Below are 26999 nucleotides of genomic sequence, written 5' to 3'. Positions count from 1 at the left end.
CCCCCTTCGCAAGGAGCCGACGCAATGGTGAATAACGAGGACAAGCTTCGCGACTACCTCAAGCGGGCCACCGCCGACCTGCGTCAGGCCCGCCGTCAGCTGCGCGAGGTCGAAGAGCGGCACCAGGAGCCCATCGCGATCGTCGCGATGAGCTGCCGCTACCCGGGCGGCGTCCGCACCCCCGAGGAGCTGTGGCGGCTCGTCGCGGGCGGCGAGGACGCCATCTCCGGCTTCCCCACCGACCGCGGCTGGGACATCGAGTCGCTGTACGACGCCGACCCCGACCAGGCGGGCGCCAGCTATGTGAGCGAGGGCGGATTCCTCTACGACGCGGGCGGCTTCGACCCCACGCTCTTCGGGATCTCGCCGCGTGAGGCCATGGCGATGGACCCGCAGCAGCGGCTGCTGCTGGAGTCGTCGTGGGAGGCGTTCGAGCGCGCGGGCCTCGACCCGACCGGGCTGCACGGCAGCCGCACCGGTGTGTTCGCGGGCGTCATGTACCACGACTACACCTCGCGGCTCGACTCCGTGCCCGAGGGCGTCGAAGGCTTCCTCGGCACCGGGAGCTCCGGCAGCATCGCGTCCGGCCGGGTGTCGTACACCTTCGGCCTGGAGGGCCCGGCCGTCACCGTCGACACGGCCTGCTCGTCGTCCCTGGTCACCCTGCACATGGCGGTGCAGGCGCTGCGCAACGGCGAATGCTCGCTCGCGCTCGCGGGCGGCGTGACCGTGATGGCCACGCCGTCGACGTTCACCGAGTTCAGCCGTCAGCGCGGGCTCGCCGCCGACGGCCGCTGCAAGCCGTTCGCCGCCGCCGCCGACGGGACCGGCTGGGGCGAGGGCGTCGGCATGCTGCTCGTGGAGCGGCTGTCCGACGCGCGGCGCAACGGCCACCCGGTGCTCGCCATCGTGCGCGGCTCGGCCATCAACCAGGATGGCGCGTCCAACGGCCTCACCGCGCCCAACGGCCCGTCCCAGCAGCGCGTCATCCACCAGGCGCTCACCAACGGCCGCCTTGGCGCGGCCGACGTCGACGCCGTCGAAGCGCACGGCACCGGTACGACGCTGGGCGACCCCATCGAGGCGCAGGCGCTGCTCGCCACCTACGGCCAGGACCGGCCCGAGGGACAGCCGCTGCTGCTCGGCTCCATCAAGTCCAACATCGGCCACACCCAGGCCGCGGCCGGTGTCGCCGGAATCATCAAGATGGTCATGGCCATCCGCCACGGCGTCCTGCCCAAGACGCTGCACGTGGACGAGCCCACCCCGCACGTCGACTGGTCGGCGGGCGCCGTGTCGCTGCTCACCGAGACCACACCGTGGCCGCAGACCGACCGGCCGCGCCGCGCCGCGGTGTCCTCGTTCGGCTTCAGTGGCACCAACGCGCACACCATCATCGAGCAGGCCCCCGCCGAGGAGGATGCGGAGACGTCCGCCGAGGAACCCCCGTCGCGGCAACTGGACGTGGTGCCGTGGGCGGTGTCCGGCAAGAGCGCCGCGGCGCTGCGCGCGCAGGCGGAGCGCCTGCTGACCCAGCTGGAGGCCGACCCCGCGCTGCGCCCGGTCGACGTGGGCCTGTCGCTCGCCACGACGCGAGCACAGCTGGACCACCGTGCCGTGGTGCGGGGCCGTGACCGCGACGAACTGCTCGCCGGGCTCGGCGCGCTGGCCGGTGGCGGCATGGCGTCGAACGTGGCGCAGGGGCCCGCCGTCGGCGGCCGGACGGCGTTCGTGTTCCCGGGGCAGGGCTCGCAGTGGGCGGGCATGGCGGTGGGGCTGATGGACGCCTCGCCGGTGTTCGCCGCCCGCATCGAGGAGTGCGCCGCCGCGCTCGCGGAGTTCACCGACTGGTCGCTGGTGGACGTGCTGCGGGGCACCGAGGGCGCGCCGTCGCTGGAGCGCGTCGATGTGGTCCAGCCGGTGCTGTTCTCGGTGATGGTGTCGCTGGCCGAACTGTGGCGCTCGTTCGGTGTCGCACCGGCTGCCGTGGTGGGCCACTCGCAGGGTGAGATCGCCGCCGCGTGCGTGGCGGGGATTCTGTCGCTTCAGGACGCCGCGCGTGTGGTGGCGTTGCGCAGTCAGGCGATTGGCCGGGTGCTGGCGGGCAAGGGCGGCATGGTGTCCGTGGCGCTGCCGGTGTCGGAGGTGCGGGAGCGGATCGCGGCGTGGGGCGAGGAGCGCATCTCGGTGGCGGCCGTCAACGGGCCGTCGGCCGTGGTGGTCTCCGGTGAGCCGACCGCGCTGGACGAACTGCTGGCCTCGTGCGAGGCGGATGAGGTGCGGGCGCGCCGCGTCCCGGTGGACTACGCCTCCCACTCCGCGCAGGTGGAGCTGCTGCGCGACGAGCTCCTCACGCTCCTCGCTCCCGTGCAACCACAGCCCGCGCAGGTGCCGTTCCTGTCAACGGTGACGGGGGAGTGGGTCGAGGGCCCGGAGCTGGACGCGGAGTACTGGTTCACCAACCTGCGTCGCACGGTTGAGCTGGAGGGCGCCGTCCGCCGTCTGCTGGACGAGGGCTTCGGGGCGTTCATCGAGTCCAGCGCCCACCCGGTGCTGACGATGGGCGTGCAGGACACCGCCGAGGACGCGGGCATGGACGCGGCCGCGATCGGCTCGCTGCGCCGCGACGAGGGCGGTCTCGACCGCTTCTGGGCGTCCGTCGGCGAGGCGTGGACCCGTGGCGTCCAGGTCGACTGGGACGCGGTGTTCGACGGTACGGGCGCGTCCCGCGTCGCGCTGCCCACGTACGCCTTCCAGCACCAGCACTACTGGCTCGAGGCGGGCACATCGCCCGCCGCTGCCGCCGCCACCGCCGCCGACCCCGTCGAGGCCCGCTTCTGGGACGCCGTCGACCGTGAGGACTGGCAGGCGCTGGCCGCCGAACTGGCCGTCGACGGCGATGAGCAGGTCAGCGCGCTGCTGCCCGCCCTCGCGTCCTGGCGCAAGCAGGCCCGCGAGCAGTCCACCGTGGACGGCTGGCGCTACCGCGTGACGTGGAAGCCCCTCGCCGATGGACAGTCCGCGCGGCTGTCCGGGGCGTGGCTGCTGGTGGTGCCGGAGTCCGCCGCCGAGGGCGAGTGGGCGACCGGTGCGGCCCGTACGCTCGCCGAACGCGGCGCGGACGTACGGCAGATCGTGGTGAACCCCGCCACCGACGGCCGTGAGCAGCTGACCGAGCGGCTGCGCACCGCGCTCACCGACACCGACGGCATCCCGTTCGCCGGTGTGCTCTCGCTGCTGGCGTTGGAGGGTCGTCCGCATCCGCTGCACGGCTCCGTCCCGGCCGGGGTGGCGGCGCAGTTCGCGCTGGTGCAGGCGCTGGGCGACGCGGAGATCGGCGCGCCGCTGTGGTCCGCCACGCGGGGTGCGGTGTCCGTCGGCCGCGCCGATGCGCTGGATGCGCCCGAGCAGGCGCTGATCTGGGGCCTGGGCCGGGTGGCCGCGCTGGAGCACGGCGAGCGCTGGGGCGGTCTGGTCGACCTGCCCGAGGTGGCCGACGAGCGGGCGCTGTCCCGGCTGGTCACCGCGCTCGCGGGGGCGGAGGACGAGGATCAGCTTGCGATCCGCGCCACCGGGCTCCTCGTACGCCGCCTGGTGCGCGCCCCGCTGAGCGGCACGCCCGCCGTACGGTCCTGGAGCCCGTCCGGCACCACGCTGGTCACCGGCGGTACGGGGGCGCTGGGCGCCCATGTGGCGCGCTGGCTGGCCCGTAACGGGGCCGAGCACCTGGTGCTCACCAGCCGCCGCGGCCTGGAGGCGCCCGGCGCCACCGAGCTGCGCGACGAACTGACCGCGCTCGGCGCCCAGGTCACCGTGGCCGCGTGCGACGTGGCCGACCGCGCCCAGGTCGAGGCGCTGCTCGCCGCCGTCCCCGCCGCGCATCCGCTGACCGCCGTCGTGCACACGGCCGCCGTGCTGGACGACGGGGTGATCGAGGGGCTGACCCCGGACCAGATCGACCGGGTGCTGAAGGTGAAGGTCGATGCCACCCGGCATCTGCACGAGCTGACCCGGGACCTGGACCTGTCCGCGTTCGTGCTGTTCTCGTCCTTCGCTGCCACCTTCGGTGCGCCCGGCCAGGGCAACTACGCGCCGGGCAACGCGTTCCTCGACGCGTTCGCAGAGTGGCGCAGCGCCCAGGGCCTGACCGCCACCTCGCTGGCCTGGGGGCCGTGGGGCGAGGGCGGCATGGCCGAGGGCGGCGTGGGCGACCGGATGCGCCGCCACGGCGTCATCGAGATGGCGCCCGGCGCGGCCGTCACCGCGCTCCAGCACGCCCTGGACCGCGACGAGTCGGTGCTGACCGTCGTCGACATGGAGTGGAAGCGCTTCGTCCTCGCCTTCACCTCCGGCCGCTCCCGTCCGCTGCTGCACGACCTGCCCGAGGCGCGGGACGTCATCGCGGACATGAGCGGCGGCGCCGAGGCGGAGGGTGCCGAGGGCGCCGCGCTGGCGCAGCAGCTCGCCGGGGCGTCGGAGGCCGAGCAGGAGCGGCTGGTGCTGGAGCTGGTACGGACCGCCGTGGCGGCCGTGCTGGGCTACGCGGGCGCCGACGACGTCGAGCCGGGCCGGGCGTTCAAGGATCTGGGCTTCGACTCGCTGACCGCCGTCGAACTCCGCAACCGCCTCGGCGCCGCCAGCGGGCTGAAGCTGCCGCCGACGCTCATCTTCGACTACCCGACCCCGACGGTGCTCGCGCGCCAGCTGCGCACCGAGCTGTCCGGCGGGCAGCAGGCGGCCGTGGCCACGCGGCCGGTCGCGGCGGCGTCCGCCGATGACGAGCCGATCGCCATCGTCGCCATGAGCTGCCGCTTCCCGGGTGGCGTCCGCACTCCGGAGGAGCTGTGGCAGCTGCTGGACTCCGGTGGCGACGCGCTGTCGGAGTTCCCCGGCGACCGCGGCTGGGACATCGACTCCCTCTACAACCCGGACCCGGACGCGCAGGGCACCAGCTACACCCGCGAGGGCGGATTCCTCACCGGGGCCGCCGAGTTCGACCCCGCGTTCTTCGGGATCTCGCCGCGTGAGGCCATGGCGATGGACCCGCAGCAGCGGCTGCTGCTGGAAACCTCCTGGGAGGCGTTCGAGCGCGCGGGCATCGACCCGGCCACGCTGCACGGCAGCCAGTCCGGCGTCTTCGTCGGCACCAACGGCTCCGACTACTCGATCCTCATGCGCAACACCACCGAGGGCTACGAGGGCCATCTCGCCACCGGCAGCGCCGCGAGCGTCGTCTCCGGCCGGCTCTCGTACACCTTCGGCCTGGAGGGACCGGCGGTCACCGTCGACACCGCGTGCTCGGCGTCGCTGGTGGCGCTGCACCTGGCCGTGCAGGCGCTGCGCAACGGCGAATGCTCGCTGGCGCTCGCGGGCGGTGTGACCGTCATGGCGACGCCCGGTACGTTCATCGAGTTCAGCCGCCAGCGCGGACTGTCCTCCGACGGCCGCAGCAAGGTGTTCTCGTCGGACGCCGACGGCTTCAGCCCGGCCGAGGGCGTGGGCATGCTGCTGGTGGAGCGGCTGTCGGACGCCCGTGAGAAGGGCCACCCGGTCCTCGCGGTCGTCCGCGGCTCCGCCATCAACCAGGACGGTGCGAGCAACGGTCTGACGGCGCCCAACGGCCCGTCGCAGCAGCGCGTCATCCGGCAGGCCCTCGCCAACGCCCGCCTGACCACCGGCGAGGTCGACGTGGTCGAGGCGCACGGCACGGGCACGACGCTGGGCGACCCCATCGAGGCCCAGGCGCTGCTCGCCACCTACGGCCAGGACCGGCCCGAGAACCAGCCGCTGCTGCTGGGCTCCATCAAGTCCAACATCGGCCACGCCCAGGCGGCGGCCGGTGTGGCGGGCGTGATGAAGACGGTGCTCGCCATGCGGCACGGCGTCGTGCCCGAGTCGCTGCACATCGCCGAACCGACCCCGCACGTGGACTGGTCGGCGGGCGACATCGAGCTGCTGACCGAGGCCCGGCCGTGGCCGGAGACCGGCCACCCGCGCCGCGCCGCCGTGTCGTCGTTCGGCTTCAGCGGCACCAACGCCCACGCCATCCTGGAACAGGCCCCCGCCGACGAGCTGGACGCCCGGCAGGACGCCCCGGAGACCGGTGGTGTGCTGCCGTGGGTGCTGTCGGGCAAGAGCGAGGCCGCGCTGCGCGCCCAGGCCGCCAAGCTGCTGGCCCACCTCGACGCCCACCGCGACACCGACCTCGGCACTGCCGCCGCGCTGCGCCCGGCCGATGTCGGCCACTCGCTGGCCACCACCCGCGCCGCCTTCGACCGGCGAGCGGTGCTCGTGGGCTCGGATCGGGATGACTTTGCTCGCGGTTTGGACGCCCTCGCTAGGGGGCAGGTCCTGCCCAACCTGGTGCAGGGGGCCGCAATCGGGGGCAAGGCCGCATTCGTGTTCCCCGGACAGGGGTCACAATGGGTAGGCATGGCCGTGGGGCTGTTGGATGCTTCACCGGTGTTCTCTGCCCGTATTGATGAGTGTGCCGCCGCGCTCGCTGAATTCACCGACTGGTCGTTGGTGGATGTGCTGCGCGGAGCGGAGGACGCGCCGCCACTGGAGCGGGTGGACGTCGTTCAGCCGGTGCTGTTCTCGGTGATGGTGTCCCTGGCGGAGCTGTGGCGTTCGCTGGGTGTGCGGCCCTCCGCCGTGGTCGGCCACTCGCAGGGCGAGATCGCGGCCGCGTGCGTGGCGGGGATTCTGACCCTCCAGGATGCCGCGCGCGTGGTGGCGTTGCGGAGCCAGGCCATTGGCCGGGTGCTGGCGGGCAAGGGCGGCATGGTGTCGCTGGCGCTGCCCGTATCCCAGGTGCGGGAGCGGATCGCGGCGTGGGGTGAGGAGCGCATCTCGGTGGCGGCCGTCAACGGCCCGTCGGCCGTGGTCGTGTCCGGTGAGCCGACCGCGCTGGATGAGCTGCTGGCGTCGTGCGAGGCGGATGAGGTCCGGGCGCGCCGCGTCCCGGTGGACTACGCCTCCCACTCCGCCCAGGTGGAGCTGCTGCGCGACGAACTCCTCACGCTGCTGGCCCCCGTCCAGCCGCAGACCACTCAGGTGCCGTTCCTCTCCACCGTGACGGGGGAGTGGGTCGACGGTTCCGAGCTGGACGCCGAATACTGGTTCACCAACCTGCGTCGCACCGTCGAGCTGGAGAGCGCCATCCGCCGCCTGCTCGACGAGGGCATGAGCGTGTTCATCGAGTCCAGCGCCCACCCGGTGCTGGCGATGGGTGTGCAGGAGACGGCCGAGGACGCGGGCCGCGAGGCGGCCGCGATCGGTTCGCTGCGCCGCGACGAGGGCGGTCTGGACCGCTTCTGGGCGTCCCTCGGCGAGGCGTGGACCCGCGGCGTCGACGTCGACTGGGACGCGGTGTTCGACGGCACGGGCGCGTCCCGCGTCGAGCTGCCGACGTACGCCTTCCAGCACCAGCACCTCTGGCCGCAGGCCGCCGCCGTGGACGCCCCGGCGTCGCAGTCCGACGCCGTCGACGCCCGCTTCTGGGAGGCCGTCGAGCGCGAGGACCTGGAGTCGCTGGCCGACACGCTCGCGTGTGACGACGACACCGAGCGGTCCTCGCTCGGCGCCGTCCTGCCCGCCCTCGCGTCGTGGCGCAAGCAGGCCCGCGAGCAGTCCACCGTGGACGGCTGGCGCTACCGCGTGACGTGGACCTCCCGGACCGAGGCGCAGGCGCCGCGGCTGTCCGGGACCTGGCTGCTGGCCGTGCCCGAGTCCGCCGTCACCGACGACTGGACGCTCGGCGTGGTCCGTACGCTCGCCGAACGCGGAGCCTCCGTACGGCAGATCACCCCGGCCGCGGTGGAGGCCGACCGCGCGTCGCTGACCCGCCTGGTGCGCGAGGAACTGGCCGACGCCGGGCCCGTCTCCGGTGTGCTGTCGCTGCTCGCCTTCGACGAGCGCACCGCGCCCGGCACGGACGGCGTCGGCGCCGGGCTGACCGGCACCGTCGCGCTGATCCAGGCGCTGGGCGACGCCGGGGTGGAGGCGCCGCTGTGGTGCGCCACCCGCGGCGCGGTGTCCGTGAGCGCCACGGACCGGCCGGACTCGCCCGAGCAGGCTCTCGTCTGGGGGCTCGGCCGGACCGCCGCGCTGGAGTACCCGGAGCGCTGGGGCGGTCTGGTCGACCTCCCGTCCGCCGCCGACGAGCGGGCGCTGTCCCGGCTCGCCGGGGTGCTCGCCGGGGCCGACGGCGAAGACCAGCTCGCGGTGCGCGCGGCGGGCGTGTTCGCCCGCAGGCTCGCCCGGTCCCCGCTGGCCGGGGCGCCCGCCGTGCGGTCCTGGAGCCCGTCCGGCACCACGCTGGTCACCGGCGGTACGGGGGCGCTGGGCGCCCATGTGGCGCGCTGGCTGGCCCGTAACGGGGCCGAGCACCTGGTGCTCACCAGCCGCCGCGGCCTGGAGGCGCCCGGCGCCACCGAGCTGCGCGACGAACTGACCACGCTCGGCACTCAGGTCACCGTCGCCGCGTGCGACGTGGCCGACCGCAAGGCCGTCGAGGCGCTGCTCGCCGCGGTCCCGGCCGACCAGCCGCTCACCGCCGTCATGCACGCCGCGGGCGTCCTCGACGACGGTGTGCTGGACGCGCTCACCCCGCAGCGGTTCGCGACCGTCCTCGGCCCGAAGGCCGACGCGGCGCGCCATCTGCACGAGCTGACCCGGGACCTGGAGCTGTCCGCGTTCGTGCTGTTCTCCGGCATCGCGGGCACCCTCGGCGACGCCGGGCAGGGCAACTACGCGGCGGCCAACGCGTACCTCGACGCGCTCGCCGAGCAGCGCCGCGCCGACGGCCTGCCCGCCACCTCCGTGGCCTGGGGCCGCTGGGGCGAGACGGGTCTTGCCGCGGGCGGTGCCATCGGTGAGCGACTGGACCGCGGCGGTGTCCCGGCCATGGACCCGCACGCGGCGATCATGGCGCTCCAGCAGGCGCTGGACCACGCCGACACGGTGCTGGCCGTCGCCGACATCCAGTGGGAACGCTTCGCCCAGGGCTACACGGCGGTCCGCCCCAGCCCGCTCATCGGCGATCTGCCGGAGGTGCGGCGGCTGCGGGAGACCGGCGTCCCGGGCGGCGACCCGTCCGCGGCCGCGGACGGATCCCCGGCGGACGCGCTGCGGCAGCGGCTGGCCGGGATCTCCCGGGCCGAACAGTCCCTGGTGGTCCTGGAGGTCGTCCGCACCAACGCGGCCGCGGCGCTCGGCCACCCGACGACCGACGAGGTCGGCGCGGGGCGGGCGTTCAAGGAGCTGGGCTTCGACTCGCTGATCGCGCTGGAGCTGCGCAACCGGCTGGGCGTCGCCACCGGGCAGAAGCTGCCCGCCACGCTGGTCTTCGACTATCCGACCCCGTCGGCGCTGGCCGAGTTCCTGTGCGGCGAACTCGTCGGTGACGGCGGTACGGCGGCCGCGCCCGGACTCGCTGAGCTGGACGCCCTGGAGTCCGCGCTGTCCGTCCTCGACCCTCGGAGCGAGGCGCGGGACGACATCGCGGCCCGGCTGCGGGACCTCGCGGCGAAGTGGGCGGAGCCCCGTACGGCCGGTGCCGAGACGGCCGACGGCGGTGCCGACACCGTGACGGAGAAGCTGCAACAGGCGACGCAGGATGAGGTCTTCGACTTCATCGAGAAAGAACTCGGAATCTAAGGATCTGAAGGTCCGCGGGCGCAAGGTTTGTGACGAGAAGCATGGGTGAGACTCCAATGGCGGATCAGGACAAGATCCTCGACTACCTCAAGCGGGTAACTGCCGATCTGCACCAGACGCGGCAGCGTCTTCGCGAGGTCGAGTCGCAGGAGCCTGAGCCGATCGCGATCGTCGGCATGAGCTGCCGGTTCCCCGGAGGCGTCACGTCTCCGGAGGAGCTGTGGCAGCTCGTGGCCGGTGGTGGCGACGCCATCACGGACTTCCCCACGGACCGCGGCTGGGACGTGTCGGCGCTCTTCGACGCCGACCCCGACCAGCAGGGCACCAGCTACACCGACAAGGGCGGATTCCTGGAGGGCGCGGGCGAGTTCGACGCCGGGTTCTTCGGGATCAGCCCGCGGGAAACCCTCGGCATGGACCCGCAGCAGCGGCTGCTGCTGGAAACGTCCTGGGAGGCGTTCGAGCGGGCCGGGATCGACCCGGCCACGCTGCGCGGCAGCAAGGCCGGTGTCTTCATCGGCACCAACGGCCAGGACTACCCGGAGCTGATGCACCGGCTGCCGCAGGGCGTCGAGCAGTATCTGCTGACCGGCAACGCGGCGAGCGTCATCTCCGGCCGCATCTCCTACACCTTCGGTCTGGAGGGCCCGGCGCTCACCGTCGACACGGCCTGCTCGGCGTCGCTGGTGGCGCTGCACCTGGCCGTGCAGGCGCTGCGCAACGGCGAATGCTCGCTGGCGCTGACCGGTGGTGTCACGGTCATGAACAGCCCGCGTGCGTTCATCAACTTCAGCCGTCAGCGGGGCCTCGCCCCCGACGGCCGCTGCAAGGCGTTCGCGGACGGCGCGGACGGCACCGGCTGGGGCGAGGGCGTCGGCATGCTGCTCGTCGAGCGGCTGTCGGACGCCCGCAAGAACGGCCACCAGGTGCTCGCCATCGTCCGCGGCTCCGCCATCAACCAGGACGGTGCGAGCAACGGTCTGACGGCGCCGAACGGCCCGTCCCAGCAGCGCGTCATCCGGCAGGCGCTCACCGACGGCCGCCTCACCCCGGCCCAGGTCGACGCCGTCGAGGCGCACGGCACCGGTACGTCGCTGGGCGACCCGATCGAGGCGCAGGCGCTGCTCGCCACGTACGGGCAGCACCGGGCCGAGGGCCGCCCGCTGTGGCTCGGCTCCGTCAAGTCCAACTTCGGGCACACCCAGGCCGCGGCCGGTGTCGCCGGAATCATCAAGATGGTCAAGGCCATCGAGCACGGCGTGCTGCCCAAGACGCTGCACGTCGACGCGCCCTCCGGGGACGTCGACTGGTCGGCCGGCGCGGTGTCCCTGCTCACCGAGAACACGCCGTGGCCGGAGACCGGACAGCCGCGCCGCGCGGGCATCTCCTCGTTCGGCGTCAGCGGTACGAACGCCCACACCGTCATCGAGCAGGCGCCCGCCGAGGACCGCCAGCCGCAGGCGGCCCAGGGGGAGTGGTCCGGGCTCGGCGGGCAGCTGCCGATGCTGGTGTCCGGGCAGAGCGCGCAGGCGCTGCGCGCCCAGGCCGCGCGGCTCGCCGCCCATGTGCAGGACGACCCGGGCCTCGGCCTGGCCGACCTCGCCCACTCCCTGGCCACCACCCGCGCCGCGCTGGACCACCGGGCCGTGGTCCTCACGGGCGACGGCGGTCGCGACGATCTGCTGCGCGGGCTGGCCGCGCTCGCCGAGGACGGCCCCGCGGGCGGGGTTGTCCGGGGCGAGGTCAGCGAAGGCAAGGTCGCGTTCCTGTTCACCGGGCAGGGCAGCCAGCGCACCGGCATGGGCCGTGAGCTGTACGCGGCCGTCCCCGCCTTCGCGCAGGCGCTGGACGAGGTGTGCGCCGAACTCGACGGCCACCTCGAACTGCCGCTGCGTGACGTCATGTTCGGCGACGACGGTGACGTGCTCAACCGCACCGGCTACACCCAGCCCGCCCTGTTCGCCCTCGAAGTGGCGCTGTTCCGGCTGCTGGAAACGTGGGGCGTGAAGCCCGACTTCCTCGTCGGCCACTCCATCGGCGAGCTGGCCGCCGCCCACGTGGCGGGCGTGCTGTCGCTCGCCGACGCCTGCCGACTGGTCGCCGCGCGCGGCCGACTGATGCAGGAACTCCCGGGCGGCGGGGCGATGATCGCCGTCCAGGCGTCCGAGGACGAGGTGGCGCCGCTGCTCACCGAGCGCGTGAGCATCGCCGCTTTGAACGGACCGACGTCCGTGGTCATCGCGGGTGACGAGGACGCCGCTCGGGAGATCGCCGCGGCCTTCGAGGCACAGGGCCGCAAGACCAAGCGGCTCACCGTCAGCCACGCCTTCCACTCGCCGCACATGGACGGGATGCTGGAGGCGTTCCGCGAGGTCGCGCAGGGCGTCACGTACGCGCCGCCGGTCATCCCCGTCATCTCCAACCTCACCGGCGCGTCCGTCTCCGCCGACGAGATCTGCTCGCCCGACTACTGGGTCCGCCACGTCCGCGAGGCCGTCCGCTTCACCGACGGCATCCGCAGGCTCGAAGAGTACGGCGTCGGCACCTTCGTGGAGCTGGGCCCCGACGGTGTGCTCACCGCCATGGCGCAGGACTGCGTCACCGCCGACGGCGCCGCGTTCGTCCCCATCCTGCGCGGCGACCGCCCCGAGGCCACCGCCCTGACCGACGCGCTCGCCCGCGTCCATGTGCACGGCGTGGCCGTCGACTGGGCCGCCGTGTTCGCGGGCTCCGGCGCCCGCCGCGTCGAACTGCCCACCTACGCCTTCCAGCGCGAGCTGTACTGGCCCGAGCCCGCCGGTCCCTGGACCGGCGACGTCACCGCCGCCGGGCTCGGCTCCGCCGACCACCCGCTGCTCGGTGCCGCCGTCTCGCTCGCCGACGCCGCCGGATTCCTGTTCACCGGCAGGCTCTCCCTCCAGACCCACCCGTGGCTCGCCGACCACGCCGTCATGGACACCGTGCTGCTGCCCGGCACCGCCTTCGTGGAGCTGGCCATCCGCGCCGGTGACCACGTCGGCGCCGACGTCCTGGAGGAACTGACCCTCGAAGCGCCGCTCGTCCTGCCCCCGCAGGGCGGGGTGCAGGTGCAGGTGTCCGTGGGCGCGCCGGACGACACCGGCCGCCGCTCGCTGACCCTGCACTCGCGGCTCGAAGAGGCCGCCGACGGCACCTGGGGCGAGGGCGAGTGGACCCGCCACGCCACCGGTGTGCTCGCCACCGGCGCCACCACCCCCGACGACACCCTCACCACGTGGCCGCCGGCCGATGCCACCGAGGTCCCCGTCGACGGCCTGTACGAGTGGCTCACCGAGAGCGGCTTCGCGTACGGCCCGGTGTTCCAGGGCCTCAAGGCCGCCTGGCAGCACGGCGACCACGTGTACGCCGAGGTACGCCTGCCCGACGGCGCCCGCGCCGAGGCCGACCTGTTCGGGCTGCACCCGGCGCTGCTGGACGCGGCGCTGCACGCCGTCGGCATCGGCTCCCTGCTGGAGGACACCGAACACGGCCGCCTCCCGTTCTCCTGGAGCGGCGTCCGGCTGCACGCCGTCGGCGCCTCCGCGCTGCGCGTCCGGCTCTCGCCCGCGGGCCAGGACACCGTGGCCGTCCTGGTGACCGACGAGAGCGGCGCGCCCGTCGCCTCGGTCGACGCCCTGCTGCTGCGCCCGGTCTCGCCCGAGCAGGTGCACTCCGCGCGCGGCGCCTTCTACGACGCGCTGTTCCGCGTCGAGTGGACCCCCGCCCCGGTGCCCTCCGCCACCACCGTCGTGGCCGGTCAGTGGGCGCTGCTGGGCGACGACACCCCTGAACTGGCCGCCGCCCTGCCCACCGCCGCCGGATACGCCGACCTGGCCGCGCTCGGCGAGGCCGTGACCGGCGGCGCCCCGGTGCCGCAGGCCGTCGTCGCGCCGTTCTTCCCGGCCGACCCGGGGCTTTCCGTCCAGGACGGGGTACGCGACGCCCTGCACCGCGCGCTGGACCTGGTCCAACGCTGGCTCGCCGACGACCGCTTCGAGGGCTCCCGGCTGGTCATCGCCACCCGCGGCGCCGTCGCCACCGCCGCGGACGCCGACACCGAGGACTTGGCGCACGCCCCGCTGTGGGGCCTGCTGCGCTCCGCGCAGTCCGAGAACCCGGACCGCTTCACCCTCGTCGACATCGACGGCAGCGACGCCTCGTACCGCGCGCTCGCCCCCGCCCTCGCCACCGGCGAAGCGCAGCTCGCGGTCCGCGCCGGGTCCGTCGTCGTACCGCGCCTGGCGAAGGTCGCCTCCGACGCCGCGCACACCGTGCCGGCCCTCGACCCCGAGGGCACCGCCCTGGTCACCGGCGCCACCGGCACCCTGGGCGGCCTGGTCGCCCGCCACCTGGTCACCGAGCACGGCGTACGCCACCTGCTGCTGCTCAGCAGGCGCGGCGCCGACGCGCACGGCGCCGCCGACCTCGTCGCCGAACTGCGCGCGTCCGGCGCCGACGTCACCCTCGCCGCCTGCGACGTGGCCGACCGCACCGCGCTGGCCGAGGTGCTGGCCGCCGTCCCGGCCGCCCACCCGCTGACCGCCGTGGTGCACACGGCCGGTGTGCTGGACGACGGCGTCATCGGCTCGCTCACCGCCGAGCGCGTCGACCGCGTCCTCCCGCCCAAGGTGGACGCGGCGGTGAACCTGCACGAGCTGACCCGCGACCTGGACCTGTCCGCGTTCGTCCTGTTCTCCGCTGCCGCCGGAACGCTCGGCGGCCCCGGACAGGCCAACTACGCGGCCGCCAACGCCTTCCTGGACGCCCTCGCCCAGCGCCGCCGCGCCCAGGGGCTCCCCGCGACCGCCCTCGCCTGGGGCCTGTGGGCCGAACGCAGCGGCATGACGGGCGACCTGGACGACACCGACATCCAGCGCATCACCCGCGCCGGAGTCGCCGCCCTCTCCTCCGATGAGGGCCTCGCCCTGCTGGACACCGCGCTCGCCGTCGGCGACCCCGCGCTCGTCCCCATGCACCTGGACCTGGCGCCGCTGCGCCACGCAGACGCACGCCTGGTCCCGGCCCTGCTGCGCGGCCTGGTGCGCGGCGGAACGGCCCGCCGCACCGCCGAGTCGGGCGCCGCCGCCCCCGGCGGGCTCGCCGAACGGCTCCTCGGGCTGTCCGTGCCCGAACGCGACCGGCTGCTGCTGGAGGTCGTCTGCGGCCAGGTCGCCGCCGTCCTCGGCTACGCGGGCCCGGAGGCGGTCGGCTCGGGCCGCGCCTTCAAGGAGCTGGGCTTCGACTCGCTCACCGCCGTCGAGCTGCGCAACCGCCTCGGCGCCGTCACGGGCGTACGGCTCCCCGCCACCCTCGTCTTCGACTACCCCACGCCCACCGCGCTCGCCGGGTTCCTGCGCACCGAAATCCTCGGCGACCAGGCCGACGAGGGCGCCGCGGTCCCCGCGGCGGCCACCGCCGTCGCCGACGACGAGCCGATCGCCATCGTCGGCATGAGCTGCCGCTACCCGGGCGGCGTCAGCAGCCCCGAGGAGCTGTGGCAGCTCGTCATGGGCGCCACCGACGCCATCTCCGGCTTCCCCACCGACCGCGGCTGGCAGCTGGACGGAATCCTGGGCGACGACCAGGGGCAGGCGGGCACCAGCGCCACCATCGAGGGCGGATTCCTCTACGACGCGGGCGAGTTCGACCCGGACTTCTTCGGCATCAACCCGCGCGAAGCCCTCGCCATGGACCCCCACCAGCGGCTGCTGCTGGAGTCCTCCTGGGAGGCGTTCGAGCGCGCGGGCATCGACCCGGCTGCCGTGCGCGGCAGCAAGACCGGTGTCTTCACCGGCGTCATGTACCACGACTACCTCTCCCGGCTGACCGCGCTCCCCGAGGGCCTCGAGGGCTACCTCGGCACCGGTACGGCGGGCAGTGTCGCCTCGGGCCGCGTCGCGTACACCTTCGGTCTGGAGGGCCCGGCGGTCACCATCGACACGGCGTGCTCGTCGTCGCTGGTGGCGCTGCACCTGGCCGCGCAGGCGCTGCGCAGCGGCGAGTGCACCATGGCGCTCGCGGGCGGTGTCACCGTCATGTCCACCCCGGACACCTTCATCGACTTCAGCCGCCAGGGCGGCCTGTCCGCCAGCGGCCGCTGCAAGTCCTTCGCCTCCGGCGCGGACGGCACGGGCTGGGCCGAGGGCGTCGGCATGCTGCTGGTGGAGCGGCTGTCGGATGCCCGTAAGAACGGCCACCAGGTGCTGGCCGTGGTGCGCGGCACGGCGGTCAACCAGGACGGTGCGTCGAATGGTCTGACGGCGCCGAACGGCCCGTCGCAGCAGCGCGTCATCCGCGCGGCCCTGGCCGGTGCGGGCCTCTCCGCGTCCGAGGTGGACGCGGTGGAGGCGCACGGTACGGGGACCACTCTGGGCGACCCGATCGAGGCGCAGGCGCTGCTGGCCACGTACGGCAAGGAGAAGACCGCCGAACAGCCGCTGTACCTCGGCTCCATCAAGTCGAACATCGGCCACACGCAGGCGGCCGCGGGTGTCGCGGGCATCATCAAGATGGTGCTGGCGATGCGGCACGGTGTGCTTCCGCAGTCGCTGCACATCGACGAGCCGTCGCCGCACGTGGACTGGGAGGCGGGCGCGGTCTCGCTGCTCGCCGAATCGCGGGAGTGGCCGGAGACGGACCGTCCGCGGCGCGCGGGCATCTCCTCCTTCGGCGTCAGCGGCACCAACGCGCACGCCATCATCGAGCAGGCCCCCGAGCCGGAGCCCCAGCCCGCTTCGGATGCCGCGCCCCGCGCGGCCGGGGTGCTGCCCTGGGCGCTGTCCGGCAAGTCCGCCGACGCGCTGCGCGACCAGGCCGTACGGCTGCTCGCCCACCTGGAGGAGCGGCCCGAGCTGCCGCTGACCGACCTCGGCTACTCGCTCGCCACCACGCGCGCCGCGCTGGACCACCGTGCGGTGGTGGTCGGCGAGGACCGCGCCGCGCTGGTCGCGGGCCTGGAGGCGCTGTCGCGCGGCGATTCCGCCGCGGGGCTGGTCGAGGGCTCGGTGGCGGACGGCAAGGTGGCGTTCCTGTTCACCGGGCAGGGCAGTCAGCGGCTCGGGATGGGCCGTGAGCTGTATGACGCGTACCCGGTGTTCGCGGAGGCGCTGGATGAGGTGTGCGACGCGTTGGACGCACACCTCGAACCGCCGCTGAAGACGGTCCTGTTCGGGGACGACACCTCGGTGCTGGACCAGACCGGCTACACCCAGCCCGCGCTGTTCGCGGTCGAGGTGGCGCTGTTCCGGCTGGTCGAGGCGTGGGGTCTGCGTGCGGACTTCCTGTCCGGCCACTCGATCGGCGAGCTGGCCGCCGCGCATGTGGCGGGCGTGCTGTCGCTCGCGGATGCGGCGAAGCTCGTGGCCGCGCGTGGGCGTCTCATGCAGGAGCTGCCCGCCGGTGGCGCGATGATCGCCATTCAGGCGTCCGAGGACGAGGTGGCGCCGCTGCTCACCGAGCGCGTCAGCATCGCCGCCCTCAACGGCCCGATGTCGGTGGTGATCGCGGGTGACGAGGACGCCGCCGTACAGATCGCCGCGTCCTTCGAGGCGCAGGGGCGTAAGACCAAGCGCCTCACCGTGAGCCACGCCTTCCACTCGCCGCGTATGGACGGGATGCTGGAGGCGTTCCGCGAGGTGGCGCAGGGGCTGACGTACGAGGCTCCGTGCATCCCGATCGTCTCCAACCTCACCGGTCAGCTGGTCTCCGCCGAGGAGATCACCAGCCCTGACTTCTGGGTGCGCCACGTCCGCGAAGCCGTCCGCTTCCTCGACGGCATCCGCACCCTCGAAGCCCAGGGCGTCACGACGTACCTCGAACTGGGCCCCGACGGTGTGCTGTCCGCCATGGGGCAGGACTGCCTGACCGAGAGCGATGCCGCCTTCGCCGCCACCTGCCGCAAGGACCGCTCCGAGGCCGACACCGTCACCGCCGCCCTCGCCCGGCTGCACGTCCGTGGCGTGACGCCGGACTGGGCGGCGTACTTCGCGGGGACCGGTGCGTCCCGCGTCGACCTGCCCACGTACGCCTTCCAGCACCGCCGCTTCTGGCTGACGTCCCCGGCGGGCTTCGTGGGCGACGTGGAGTCGGCGGGCCTGGGCCGGGCCGACCATCCGCTGCTGGGTGCGGCGGTGCCGCTGGCCGACTCCGATGGCTTCCTGCTCACGGGCAGGCTCTCCCTCGAAAGCCACCCGTGGCTCGCCGACCACGCCGTGATGGGCACGGTCCTGCTGCCCGGCACCGCCTTCGTGGAGCTGGCGATCCGCGCCGGTGACCAGGTGGGCTGCGACGGGCTGGACGAGCTGACCATCGAGGCGCCGCTGGTCCTTCCCGAGCGCGGCGCGGTGCAGCTCCAGATCATGGTCGGCGCCCCGCAGGCGGCCGGGCACCGCACGCTGGAGCTGTACTCGCGGGCCCAGGACGCGCCCGACGGGGTGCCGTGGATCCGGCACGCCAGCGGTGTGCTGGTGGCGGGCGCCCCGCAGCCGTCGTTCGATCTGACGGCGTGGCCGCCGCCGGGCGCCGAGCCCGCCGATGTCGACGGCCTCTACGACCACTTGGCGCAGGGCGGGTTCGCGTACGGCCCGGTGTTCCAGGGCCTTGAGGCGGCCTGGCTGCGCGGTGACGAGGTGTTCGCCGAGGTCCGGCTGCCCGAGGGTGCCGAGGCCGACGCCAAGGGGTTCGGGCTGCACCCGGCGCTGCTGGACGCCGCGCTGCACAGCACGTTCGCCCGTCCCGACGGCGATGAGCAGGGCAGGCTGCCGTTCTCCTGGGGCGGAGTGTCGCTGCACGCGGTGGGCGCCGGTGCGCTCCGGGTGCGGCTGACCCCGGCCGGGGCGGACGCCGTGGCGCTGGAACTGGCCGACGGAACCGGTGCCCCGGTGGCTTCGGTGGAGCAGCTGGCGCTGCGCCCGGTCGCGGCCGGGCAGCTCGCGGGCGCCCGCCCCGCCGCGTACCACGAGTCGCTGTACCGGCTGGACTGGGCCACCGTGCCCCTGGCCACGGAAGGCACCGCGCAGTGGGCGGTCCTCGGCGGCGGCGCGCCCGCCGCGCTGACGTCCGGTGCGGCGGTCCACGCCGATCTGGCCGCGCTGGGCGAGGCCGGGACGGCGCCCGAGTACGTTCTCGCGTACCTCGACCCGCGTGGCGCCGACGGCGATGTGACGGGCGCGGTGCACACCGCCACCCAGGAGACGCTGGCCCTCGTACGGGAGTGGCTGGCCGACGAGCGGTTCGCGGCCTCGCAGCTGGTCCTGGTGACCCGCGGCGCGGTGGCCACCGCCGGTGACGCGGGGACGCACGACCTGGCGCACACCCCGGTGTGGGGTCTGGTGCGCTCCGCACAGTCGGAGAACCCCGACCGGCTGGTGCTGGTCGACCTCGACGGCACCGACGCGTCGTACGAGGCGCTGGGCGCCGCGCTGGCCTCCGGCGAGCCGCAGTTCGTGCTGCGCCGCGGCGCCGTCCACGCGCCCCGGCTGGCGCGCATCGCCGCCGACGGGCCCATGGTGCCGCCCGCCGGTGAGCAGGCGTGGCGGCTGGACATCCAGGACAAGGGCACGCTGGAGAACCTGACCCTGCTGCCGACCCCGGAGGCCGCCGCGCCGCTGGAGGCCGGGCAGGTGCGGGTCGCGGTCCGGGCCGCCGGTGTGAACTTCCGCGATGTGCTGAACGCGCTGGGCATGTACCCCGGCGACGCGGGCCTGATGGGCAGTGAGGGCGCCGGTGTCGTCCTCGAAACCGGCCCCGGCGTCACCGATCTGGCCCCCGGCGACCGGGTGATGGGCATGCTGCCCGGCGGGTTCGGGCCGCTGGTGGTCGTGGACCGCCGCATGGTCGTGCCGATGCCCCAGGGCTGGTCGTACGCGCAGGCCGCGTCCGTGCCGATCGTCTTCATGACGGCGTACTACGCGCTGCGCGACCTGGCGGACCTGCGCGGCGGGGAAGCGCTGCTCGTCCACGCCGCCGCCGGTGGTGTCGGCATGGCGGCCGTGCAACTGGCCCGCCACTGGGGCGTGGACGTCTACGCCACCGCCAGCCCGGGCAAGTGGGACACGCTGCGCGGCCTCGGGCTCGCCGACGACCACATCGCGTCCTCCCGCGACCTGGCCTTCGAGTCCACGTTCCGCGAGGTCAGCGGCGGGCGTGGCGTGGATGTCGTACTGGACTCGCTGGCCCGGGAGTTCGTGGACGCGTCGCTGCGGCTGCTGCCGCGCGGCGGCCGGTTCGTGGAGATGGGCAAGACGGACGTCCGGGCGCCCGAGGAGGTCGCGGCCGCTTATCCCGGTGTCTCCTACCAGGCGTTCGACCTGACCGAGGCGGGCCTTGACCGCATCCAGGAGATGCTGGGCGAATTGCTGGAGCTGTTCGAGCAGGGCTCCCTGCGGGCGCTGCCGATCACCGCATGGGATCTGCGGCAGGCCCCGGACGCGTTCCGCTACCTCAGCCAGGCCCGCCACATCGGCAAGGTCGTCCTCACCGTGCCCGCCGCCTGGAACCCGGACGGCACGGTGCTGATCACCGGCGGCACCGGCACCCTGGGCGGCCTGGTCGCCCGGCACGCGGTGACCGAGCGCGGCGCCCGGCACCTGCTGCTGACCAGCCGGCGTGGCGAGCAGGCCGCGGGCGCTGCCGAACTCGCCGCCGAGCTGCGCGCGTTGGGCGCCGAGGTCACCATCGCCGCCTGCGACGCGGCCGACCGGGACCAGCTCGCCGCCGTCCTGGCCGCCATCCCCGCCGAACACCCGCTGACCGCCGTGGTGCACACGGCCGGTGTGCTGGACGACGGGGTGATCGGCTCACTGACGCCCGAGCGGCTGGAGAAGGTGCTGCGTCCCAAGGTGGACGCGGCGGTGAACCTGCACCAGCTGACCCGGGACCTGGACCTGGCCGCGTTCGTGCTGTTCTCCTCGGCGGCCGGTACGTTCGGCGGCCCCGGCCAGGCCAACTACGCGGCGGCCAACTCCTTCCTGGACGCCCTCGCCCGCCACCGCCAGGCCCAGGGCCTGCCCGCCGCCTCGCTGGCGTGGGGCCTGTGGGCCGAGGCCAGCGGCATGACCGGCGAGCTGGAGGCCACCGACAAGTCCCGCATGAGCCGCTCGGGCGTGCTGGGCCTGTCCTCGGACGAGGGCCTGGCGCTGTTCGACGCCGCCCAGGAGGTCGGCGACGCGTTCCTGGTGCCCATGCAACTCGACCTGGCGCCGCTCACGGGCGCGCCCGTCTCGATGGTGCCGCCGCTGCTGCGCGGCCTGGTGCGCGGCGGTACGACCCGCCGCACCGCCGAGTCGGGCGCCGCGGGCGACGGCGCGTCGCTGGTGGAGCGGCTGGTCCGGCTGGACGCGGCCGAGCGCGATCAGATGCTGCTCGACCTGGTGCGCGGCCAGGTGGCCGTGGTGCTCGGCCATGACTCGCCGGACGCGGTCGAGGCGTCCCGGGCCTTCCGGGACCTCGGCTTCGACTCGCTGACCGGGGTCGAGTTCCGCAACCGCCTCGGCGCCGCCGCCGGGCTGCGGCTGCCCGCCACGCTCGTCTTCGACTACCCGACGCCGACCGCGCTCGCCGCGTACCTGCGGGACGAACTGCTCGGCTCCGAGGCGGCAGCGGCCGTCCCGGCGCAGGCCCAGGCGCGGGCTACGACGAAGGACGCCGACGAGGACGACCCGATCGCCATCGTCGCCATGAGCTGCCGCTTCCCCGGCGACGTCCGCACCCCCGAGGACCTGTGGGAGCTGCTGGCCGAGGGCCGCGACGGCATCTCCCGGCTGCCGGACGACCGGGGCTGGGACATCGAGGCGTTCTACGACCCGGACCCGGACCGGCCCGGCACCTCGTACGCCCGCGAGGGCGGGTTCACGTACGACGCCGCCGACTTCGACCCGGAGTTCTTCGGCATCAACCCGCGCGAAGCCATGGCGATGGACCCGCAGCAGCGGCTGCTGCTGGAGACGTCGTGGGAGTCGTTCGAGCGGGCGGGCATCGACCCGGGCACGCTGCGCGGCAAGGAGGTCGGCGTCTTCGTCGGCCAGATGCACAACGACTATGTGTCGCGGCTGAGCACCGTCCCCGAGGGCGTCGAGGGCTATCTCGGCACCGGTGGCTCCAGCAGCATCGCCTCCGGCCGGGTGTCGTACACCTTCGGCTTCGAGGGCCCGGCCGTCACGGTCGACACGGCGTGCTCGTCGTCGCTGGTGGCGCTGCACCTCGCGGCGCAGGCGCTGCGCAACGGCGAATGCACGCTGGCGCTGGCGGGCGGTGTCACCATCATCACCACGCCCGCGGTGTTCACCGAGTTCAGCCGCCAGCGCGGCCTGGCCACCGACGGCCGCTGCAAGCCGTTCGCGGCGGCGGCCGACGGCACGGCCTGGGGCGAAGGCGTCGGCATGGTGCTCGTGGAGCGGCTGTCGGATGCCCGTAAGAACGGCCACCAGGTGCTGGCCGTGGTGCGCGGCACCGCGGTCAACCAGGACGGTGCGTCGAATGGTCTGACGGCGCCGAACGGCCCGTCCCAGCAGCGCGTCATCCGCCAGGCGCTGGCGAACGCCGGTCTGTCGGCGTCCGAGGTGGACGCGGTGGAGGCGCACGGTACGGGGACGACGCTGGGCGACCCGATCGAGGCGCAGGCGCTGCTGGCCACCTATGGCCGGGAGCGGCCGGAGGGGCAGCCGCTGTGGCTGGGCTCCATCAAGTCCAACTTCGGCCACACGCAGGCGGCCGCGGGTGTCGCGGGCATCATCAAGATGGTGCTGGCGATGCGGCACGGTGTGCTTCCGCAGTCGCTGCACATCGACGAGCCGTCGCCGCACGTCGACTGGGAGGCGGGCGCGGTCTCGCTGCTCGCGGAGGCGAGGTCGTGGCCGGAGACGGACCATCCGCGGCGCGCGGGCATCTCCTCCTTCGGCATGAGCGGCACCAACGCCCACGCCATCATCGAGCAGGCCCCCGAGCCGGACCCGCGTCCGGAACCCCGGTCCGAGGACGGCACGGCGGCGCTGCCGTGGGTGCTCTCCGCCAAGTCCCCGGAGGCGCTGCGCGCCCAGGGCGCCCGGCTCCGTAGCCACGTGGCGGACCACCCCGACGTCGCCCTCGCCGACCTCGGCTACTCCCTGGCCACCGGCCGCGCCACCTTCGACCACCGGGCGGCGCTCGTCGCCCGCGACCGGGATGCGCTCCTGGCCGGACTGGACGCCCTCGCCGAGGGGCGCACCGCGTCCGGGCTCGTGGCGGACGCGGTGGCCGAGGGCAAGGTGGCGTTCCTGTTCACGGGCCAGGGCAGCCAGCGGCTCGGGATGGGCCGTGAGCTGTACGACGCGTACCCGGTGTTCGCGGAGGCGCTGGACGAGGTGTGCGATGCGCTGGACCCGCACCTCGAACAGCCGTTGAAGACGGTCCTGTTCGGCGACGACGCCGCGGTGCTGGACCAGACGGGCTACACCCAGCCCGCGCTGTTCGCGGTCGAGGTGGCGCTGTTCCGCCTGGTCGAGGCGTGGGGCGTGAAGCCCGATGTCCTCTCCGGCCACTCCATCGGCGAACTGGCCGCCGCGCACGTGGCCGGTGTGCTCTCCCTCGCGGACGCGAGCCGTTTGGTGGCCGCACGTGGCCGTCTGATGCAGCAACTTCCCGCCGGTGGCGCGATGATCGCCGTCCAGGCGTCCGAGGACGAGGTGACGCCGCACTTGAGCAAGCGGGTGAGCCTCGCGGCCGTCAACGGCCCGACCGCGGTCGTGGTCGCCGGTGACGAGGACGCCGCCGTCGAGATCGCGGCGGGCTTCGAGGCGCAGGGCCGCAAGACCAAGCGGCTCACCGTGAGCCACGCGTTCCACTCGCCGCACATGGACGGGATGCTGGACGCGTTCCGCCAGGTCGCGGAGGAGCTGACGTACGAGGCCCCGCGCATCCCGATCGTCTCCAACCTGACCGGCGATGTCGTCTCCGCCGACGACATCACGACCCCCGACTTCTGGGTACGCCACGTCCGCGAGGCGGTCCGCTTCCTCGACGGCGTACGCACCCTGGAGGCCCAGGGCGTCACCACGTACGTGGAGCTGGGCCCGGAAGGGGTGCTCACCGCCATGGCGCAGGACTGCGTCACGGACGACCGCCACGCCTTCGCCGCCGCTCTGCGCGGCGGCCGCCCGGAGCCCGAGACGCTGCTCACCGCCCTCGGCCGGGCCCATGTCCGGGGCTCCGCCGTGGACTTCGAGGCGCTGTACGCCCCGTACGGCGCGCACCGGGTGGAACTGCCGACCTACGCGTTCCAGCGTCGCCGGTTCTGGCTGGACGCCGGGCCCTCCGGCGGCGACGCCACCGCGATCGGCCTGCACGCGGCGGGCCATCCGCTGCTCGGCGCCGCCGTGGAGCTGCCCGACACGGACGGTCTCGCCTTCACCGGACGGCTGTCCCTCCAGGCCCAGCCGTGGCTGGCCGACCACGCCGTGATGGGCACGGTGCTGCTGCCCGGCACCGCCTTCGTGGAGCTGGCGCTGCGCGCCGGGGAACACGCGGGCTGCGACCGGCTGGACGAACTCACCCTGGAAGCACCGCTGATCGTGCCCGAGCGGGGTGCGATCCAGCTCCGGCTGTCGCTGGCGGCCCCCGACGACACCGGCTGCCGCGCCCTGACGATGCACTCCCGCGCCGAGGACGCCCCGGCCGACGAGCCGTGGCTGCGCCACGCGACGGGCGCCCTGGCGGCCGATGCTGCGGAGGGTACGTTCGACCTGGCCGCATGGCCCCCCGCCGACGCCGAGCGCATCGAGACCGACGGCCTGTACGAGGGCCTGGCCGATTCGGGCTTCGCGTACGGCCCGGTCTTCCAGGGCCTTGAGGCGGCCTGGCGGCGCGACGACGAGGTGTTCGCCGAGGTCCGGCTCCCGGAGGGCGCCGAGGCCGACGCCAAGACCTTCGGCCTGCACCCGGCGCTGCTGGACGCGGCGCTGCACGCCCTCGGTCTGGCCGCCGCCGAAGAGGGCGGTGGCCAGGGCCGACTGCCGTTCTCGTGGACGGGCGTGTCCCTGCACGCCGTCGGCGCCTCGGCGCTGCGGGTGCGGCTCGCGGGCACGACAACGGGCACGGTGTCGCTCCAGCTCGCGGACGCGACGGGCGCCCCGGTGGCCTCCGTGGAGGGCCTGGCCCTGCGCACGGTGTCCCCGGACCAACTGAACGCCGCCCGCCCGAGCGCCACGTCCGACGCCCTGTTCCACCTGACCTGGACCCCGCTCCCGGCCCCGTCCGAGGAGGTGTCCCTTGACCGCTGGGCGGCCCTTGGCACGGACACGCTGGGCCTGCCCGCGTACCCCGACCTGGCGGCGCTGGGCGATGCCGTCGATTCGGGAACGCCGCTGCCGGAGTACGTAGTGGTGCACCTGGCGAATCAGGCCGCTCAGGGGCTGCACGCGGACGGCGCGGCACCGGGGCTGTCCGTGGACGGTGCGGCACCGGGGCTGTCCGTGGACGGTGCGGCACTTGAACGCCCGGGTGCGGCATCTCCAGCCCGTCCGGCGTTTGAGGACCGGGGCCTTGGGGCGGAGCCCCAAGTTGCGGGAAGGGGCGGGGTAGGGGAAAACCCCACCCAAGCCGCACACGACGCCACGACCCAAGCCCTCCACCTCCTCCAAACCTGGCTGGCCGACGACCGCTTCGCGGACTCCCGCCTCGTCCTGCTGACGTCGGGCGCCGTAAGCACCACCACAACCGACCCGGTCACCGACCTGGCACACGCCGCCGTCCACGGCCTGGTCCGCTCCGCCCAGGCGGAAAACCCGGACCGCATCGTCCTGGTGGACACCGACGGCCGTGGCGAGCTGCGGAAGAATGTGGCCGCCGCCATGGCCACAGGCGAACCCCAGGTGGCCGTACGCAACGGCGAAACCCTGGCCCCGCGCCTGGCCCGCGCCACAACAGCGGCGCAGGACGAAGCCCCCGAGTGGAACCCGGACGGCACGGTCCTGCTGACCGGCGCGTCCGGCACCCTGGGCGCCCTCTTCGCCCGCCACCTCGTGGCCGAGCGCGGCGTACGCCACCTCCTCCTGGTCAGCCGCCGCGGCGACCAGGCCCCCGGCGCGGCCGAGCTGACCGCCGAACTGACCGAGCTGGGCGCCACCGTCCACTGGTCGGCCTGCGACGTGGCAGACCGCACCGCCCTGGCGGAAACCCTGGCGTCAGTCCCCACCGAGCACCCCCTGACGGCCGTCATCCACACCGCAGGCGTGCTGGACGACGGCGTGATCGCCTCCCTCACCCCCGAGCGGCTGGCAAAGGTCCTGCGCCCGAAGGCGGACGCGGCCTGGAACCTCCACGACCTGACCCAGGACGCGGACCTGAAGGCGTTCATCGTCTTCTCCTCCGCCGCCGGAGTCTTCGGCGGTGCCGGACAGGGCAACTACGCGGCGGCGAACGCCTTCCTGGACGCCCTCGCCCAGCACCGCGCAGCCCGCGGCCTCCCCGCCACCTCCCTCGCCTGGGGCCTGTGGTCGGTGGCCGGAGGCATGGGCGGTGAGCTGGACGAGACGGAGATCGCCCGCATCCGCCGCGGCGGGATCGGCGTGCTCACGGCCGACAGCGGCCTGGAGCTGTTCGACGCCGCGAACACCACAAACGGGGGCGACGCACTCCTGGTCCCGATGCCGCTCGACATGGCGGCCCTCCGCGCCCAGGCGGGCGTCGGCATGCTGCCGCCGCTGTTCCGCGGCCTGGTGCGGGCGGCCCCCGCCCGCCGGGCGGCGGAGTCGGCGGCCACCGCAGGAGCCGGTGGGGCCGATGAGCTGCGGGCAAGGCTCGCCGGGCTGTCCGAGCCCGAGCGGGACGAGGTGGTGCTGGAGCTGGTGTGCACGCAGGTGGCGGCCGTACTCGGCTACCCGGGCCCGGAGACGGTCGACCCGGCCCGCTCGTTCAGCGAGGTCGGCTTCGACTCGCTCACCGCGGTCGAGCTGCGCAACCGTCTGAACGCGACCACCGGAGTCCGGCTCCCGGCGACGCTGGTCTTCGACTACCCCACACCGAACGCACTGGTCCAGTACCTGCGGGGCGAGATCCTGCCGGACGACGCGACGGGGGTCACCTCGCTGCTCGCCGAACTCGACGGGCTCGAGAAGTCCCTGGCCGGGGCCGCCGAGGCCGCCCCGGACGACGAGGACCGGGGCAGGATCACCGCGCGGCTTCAGGCACTGCTCGCGCAATGGAATGACGACCGAGGACCGGAAGACGGCGCCGGTGTCGCCGACGAGATCGAGTCCGCCACGGACGACGACCTCTTCGACTTCATCGGCAAGGAATTCGGGATCTCCTGAAGTGACCGTGGCCGACGCGAAGTGACCCGACCTTCCGGA

General features: G+C 74.2%; 2 protein-coding genes. Both read left to right on the top strand.

What is annotated here, in order from left to right; translation table 11 throughout:
• The first annotated feature begins 24 nt into the window (after positions 1-24).
• Positions 25-9660, top strand: coding sequence for a type I polyketide synthase (locus tag HYQ63_RS15610; RefSeq protein WP_179934362.1), 9636 nt, complete (start codon positions 25-27; stop codon positions 9658-9660).
• A 56-nt stretch (positions 9661-9716) separates the two neighbouring features.
• Positions 9717-26960 carry a type I polyketide synthase gene (locus HYQ63_RS15605; RefSeq protein ID WP_179940146.1) on the top strand — a complete coding sequence of 5748 codons (17244 nt, stop codon included), beginning with the start codon at positions 9717-9719 and terminating at the stop codon, positions 26958-26960.
• Positions 26961-26999: the final 39 nt, after the last annotated feature.

This window comes from Streptomyces sp. Rer75, assembly GCF_013414305.1.
GTDB classification, from domain to species: domain Bacteria; phylum Actinomycetota; class Actinomycetes; order Streptomycetales; family Streptomycetaceae; genus Streptomyces; species Streptomyces himastatinicus.
Note: the sequence above shows the minus strand (reverse complement) of the source record. Positions and strands in the feature narration are given on the sequence as shown.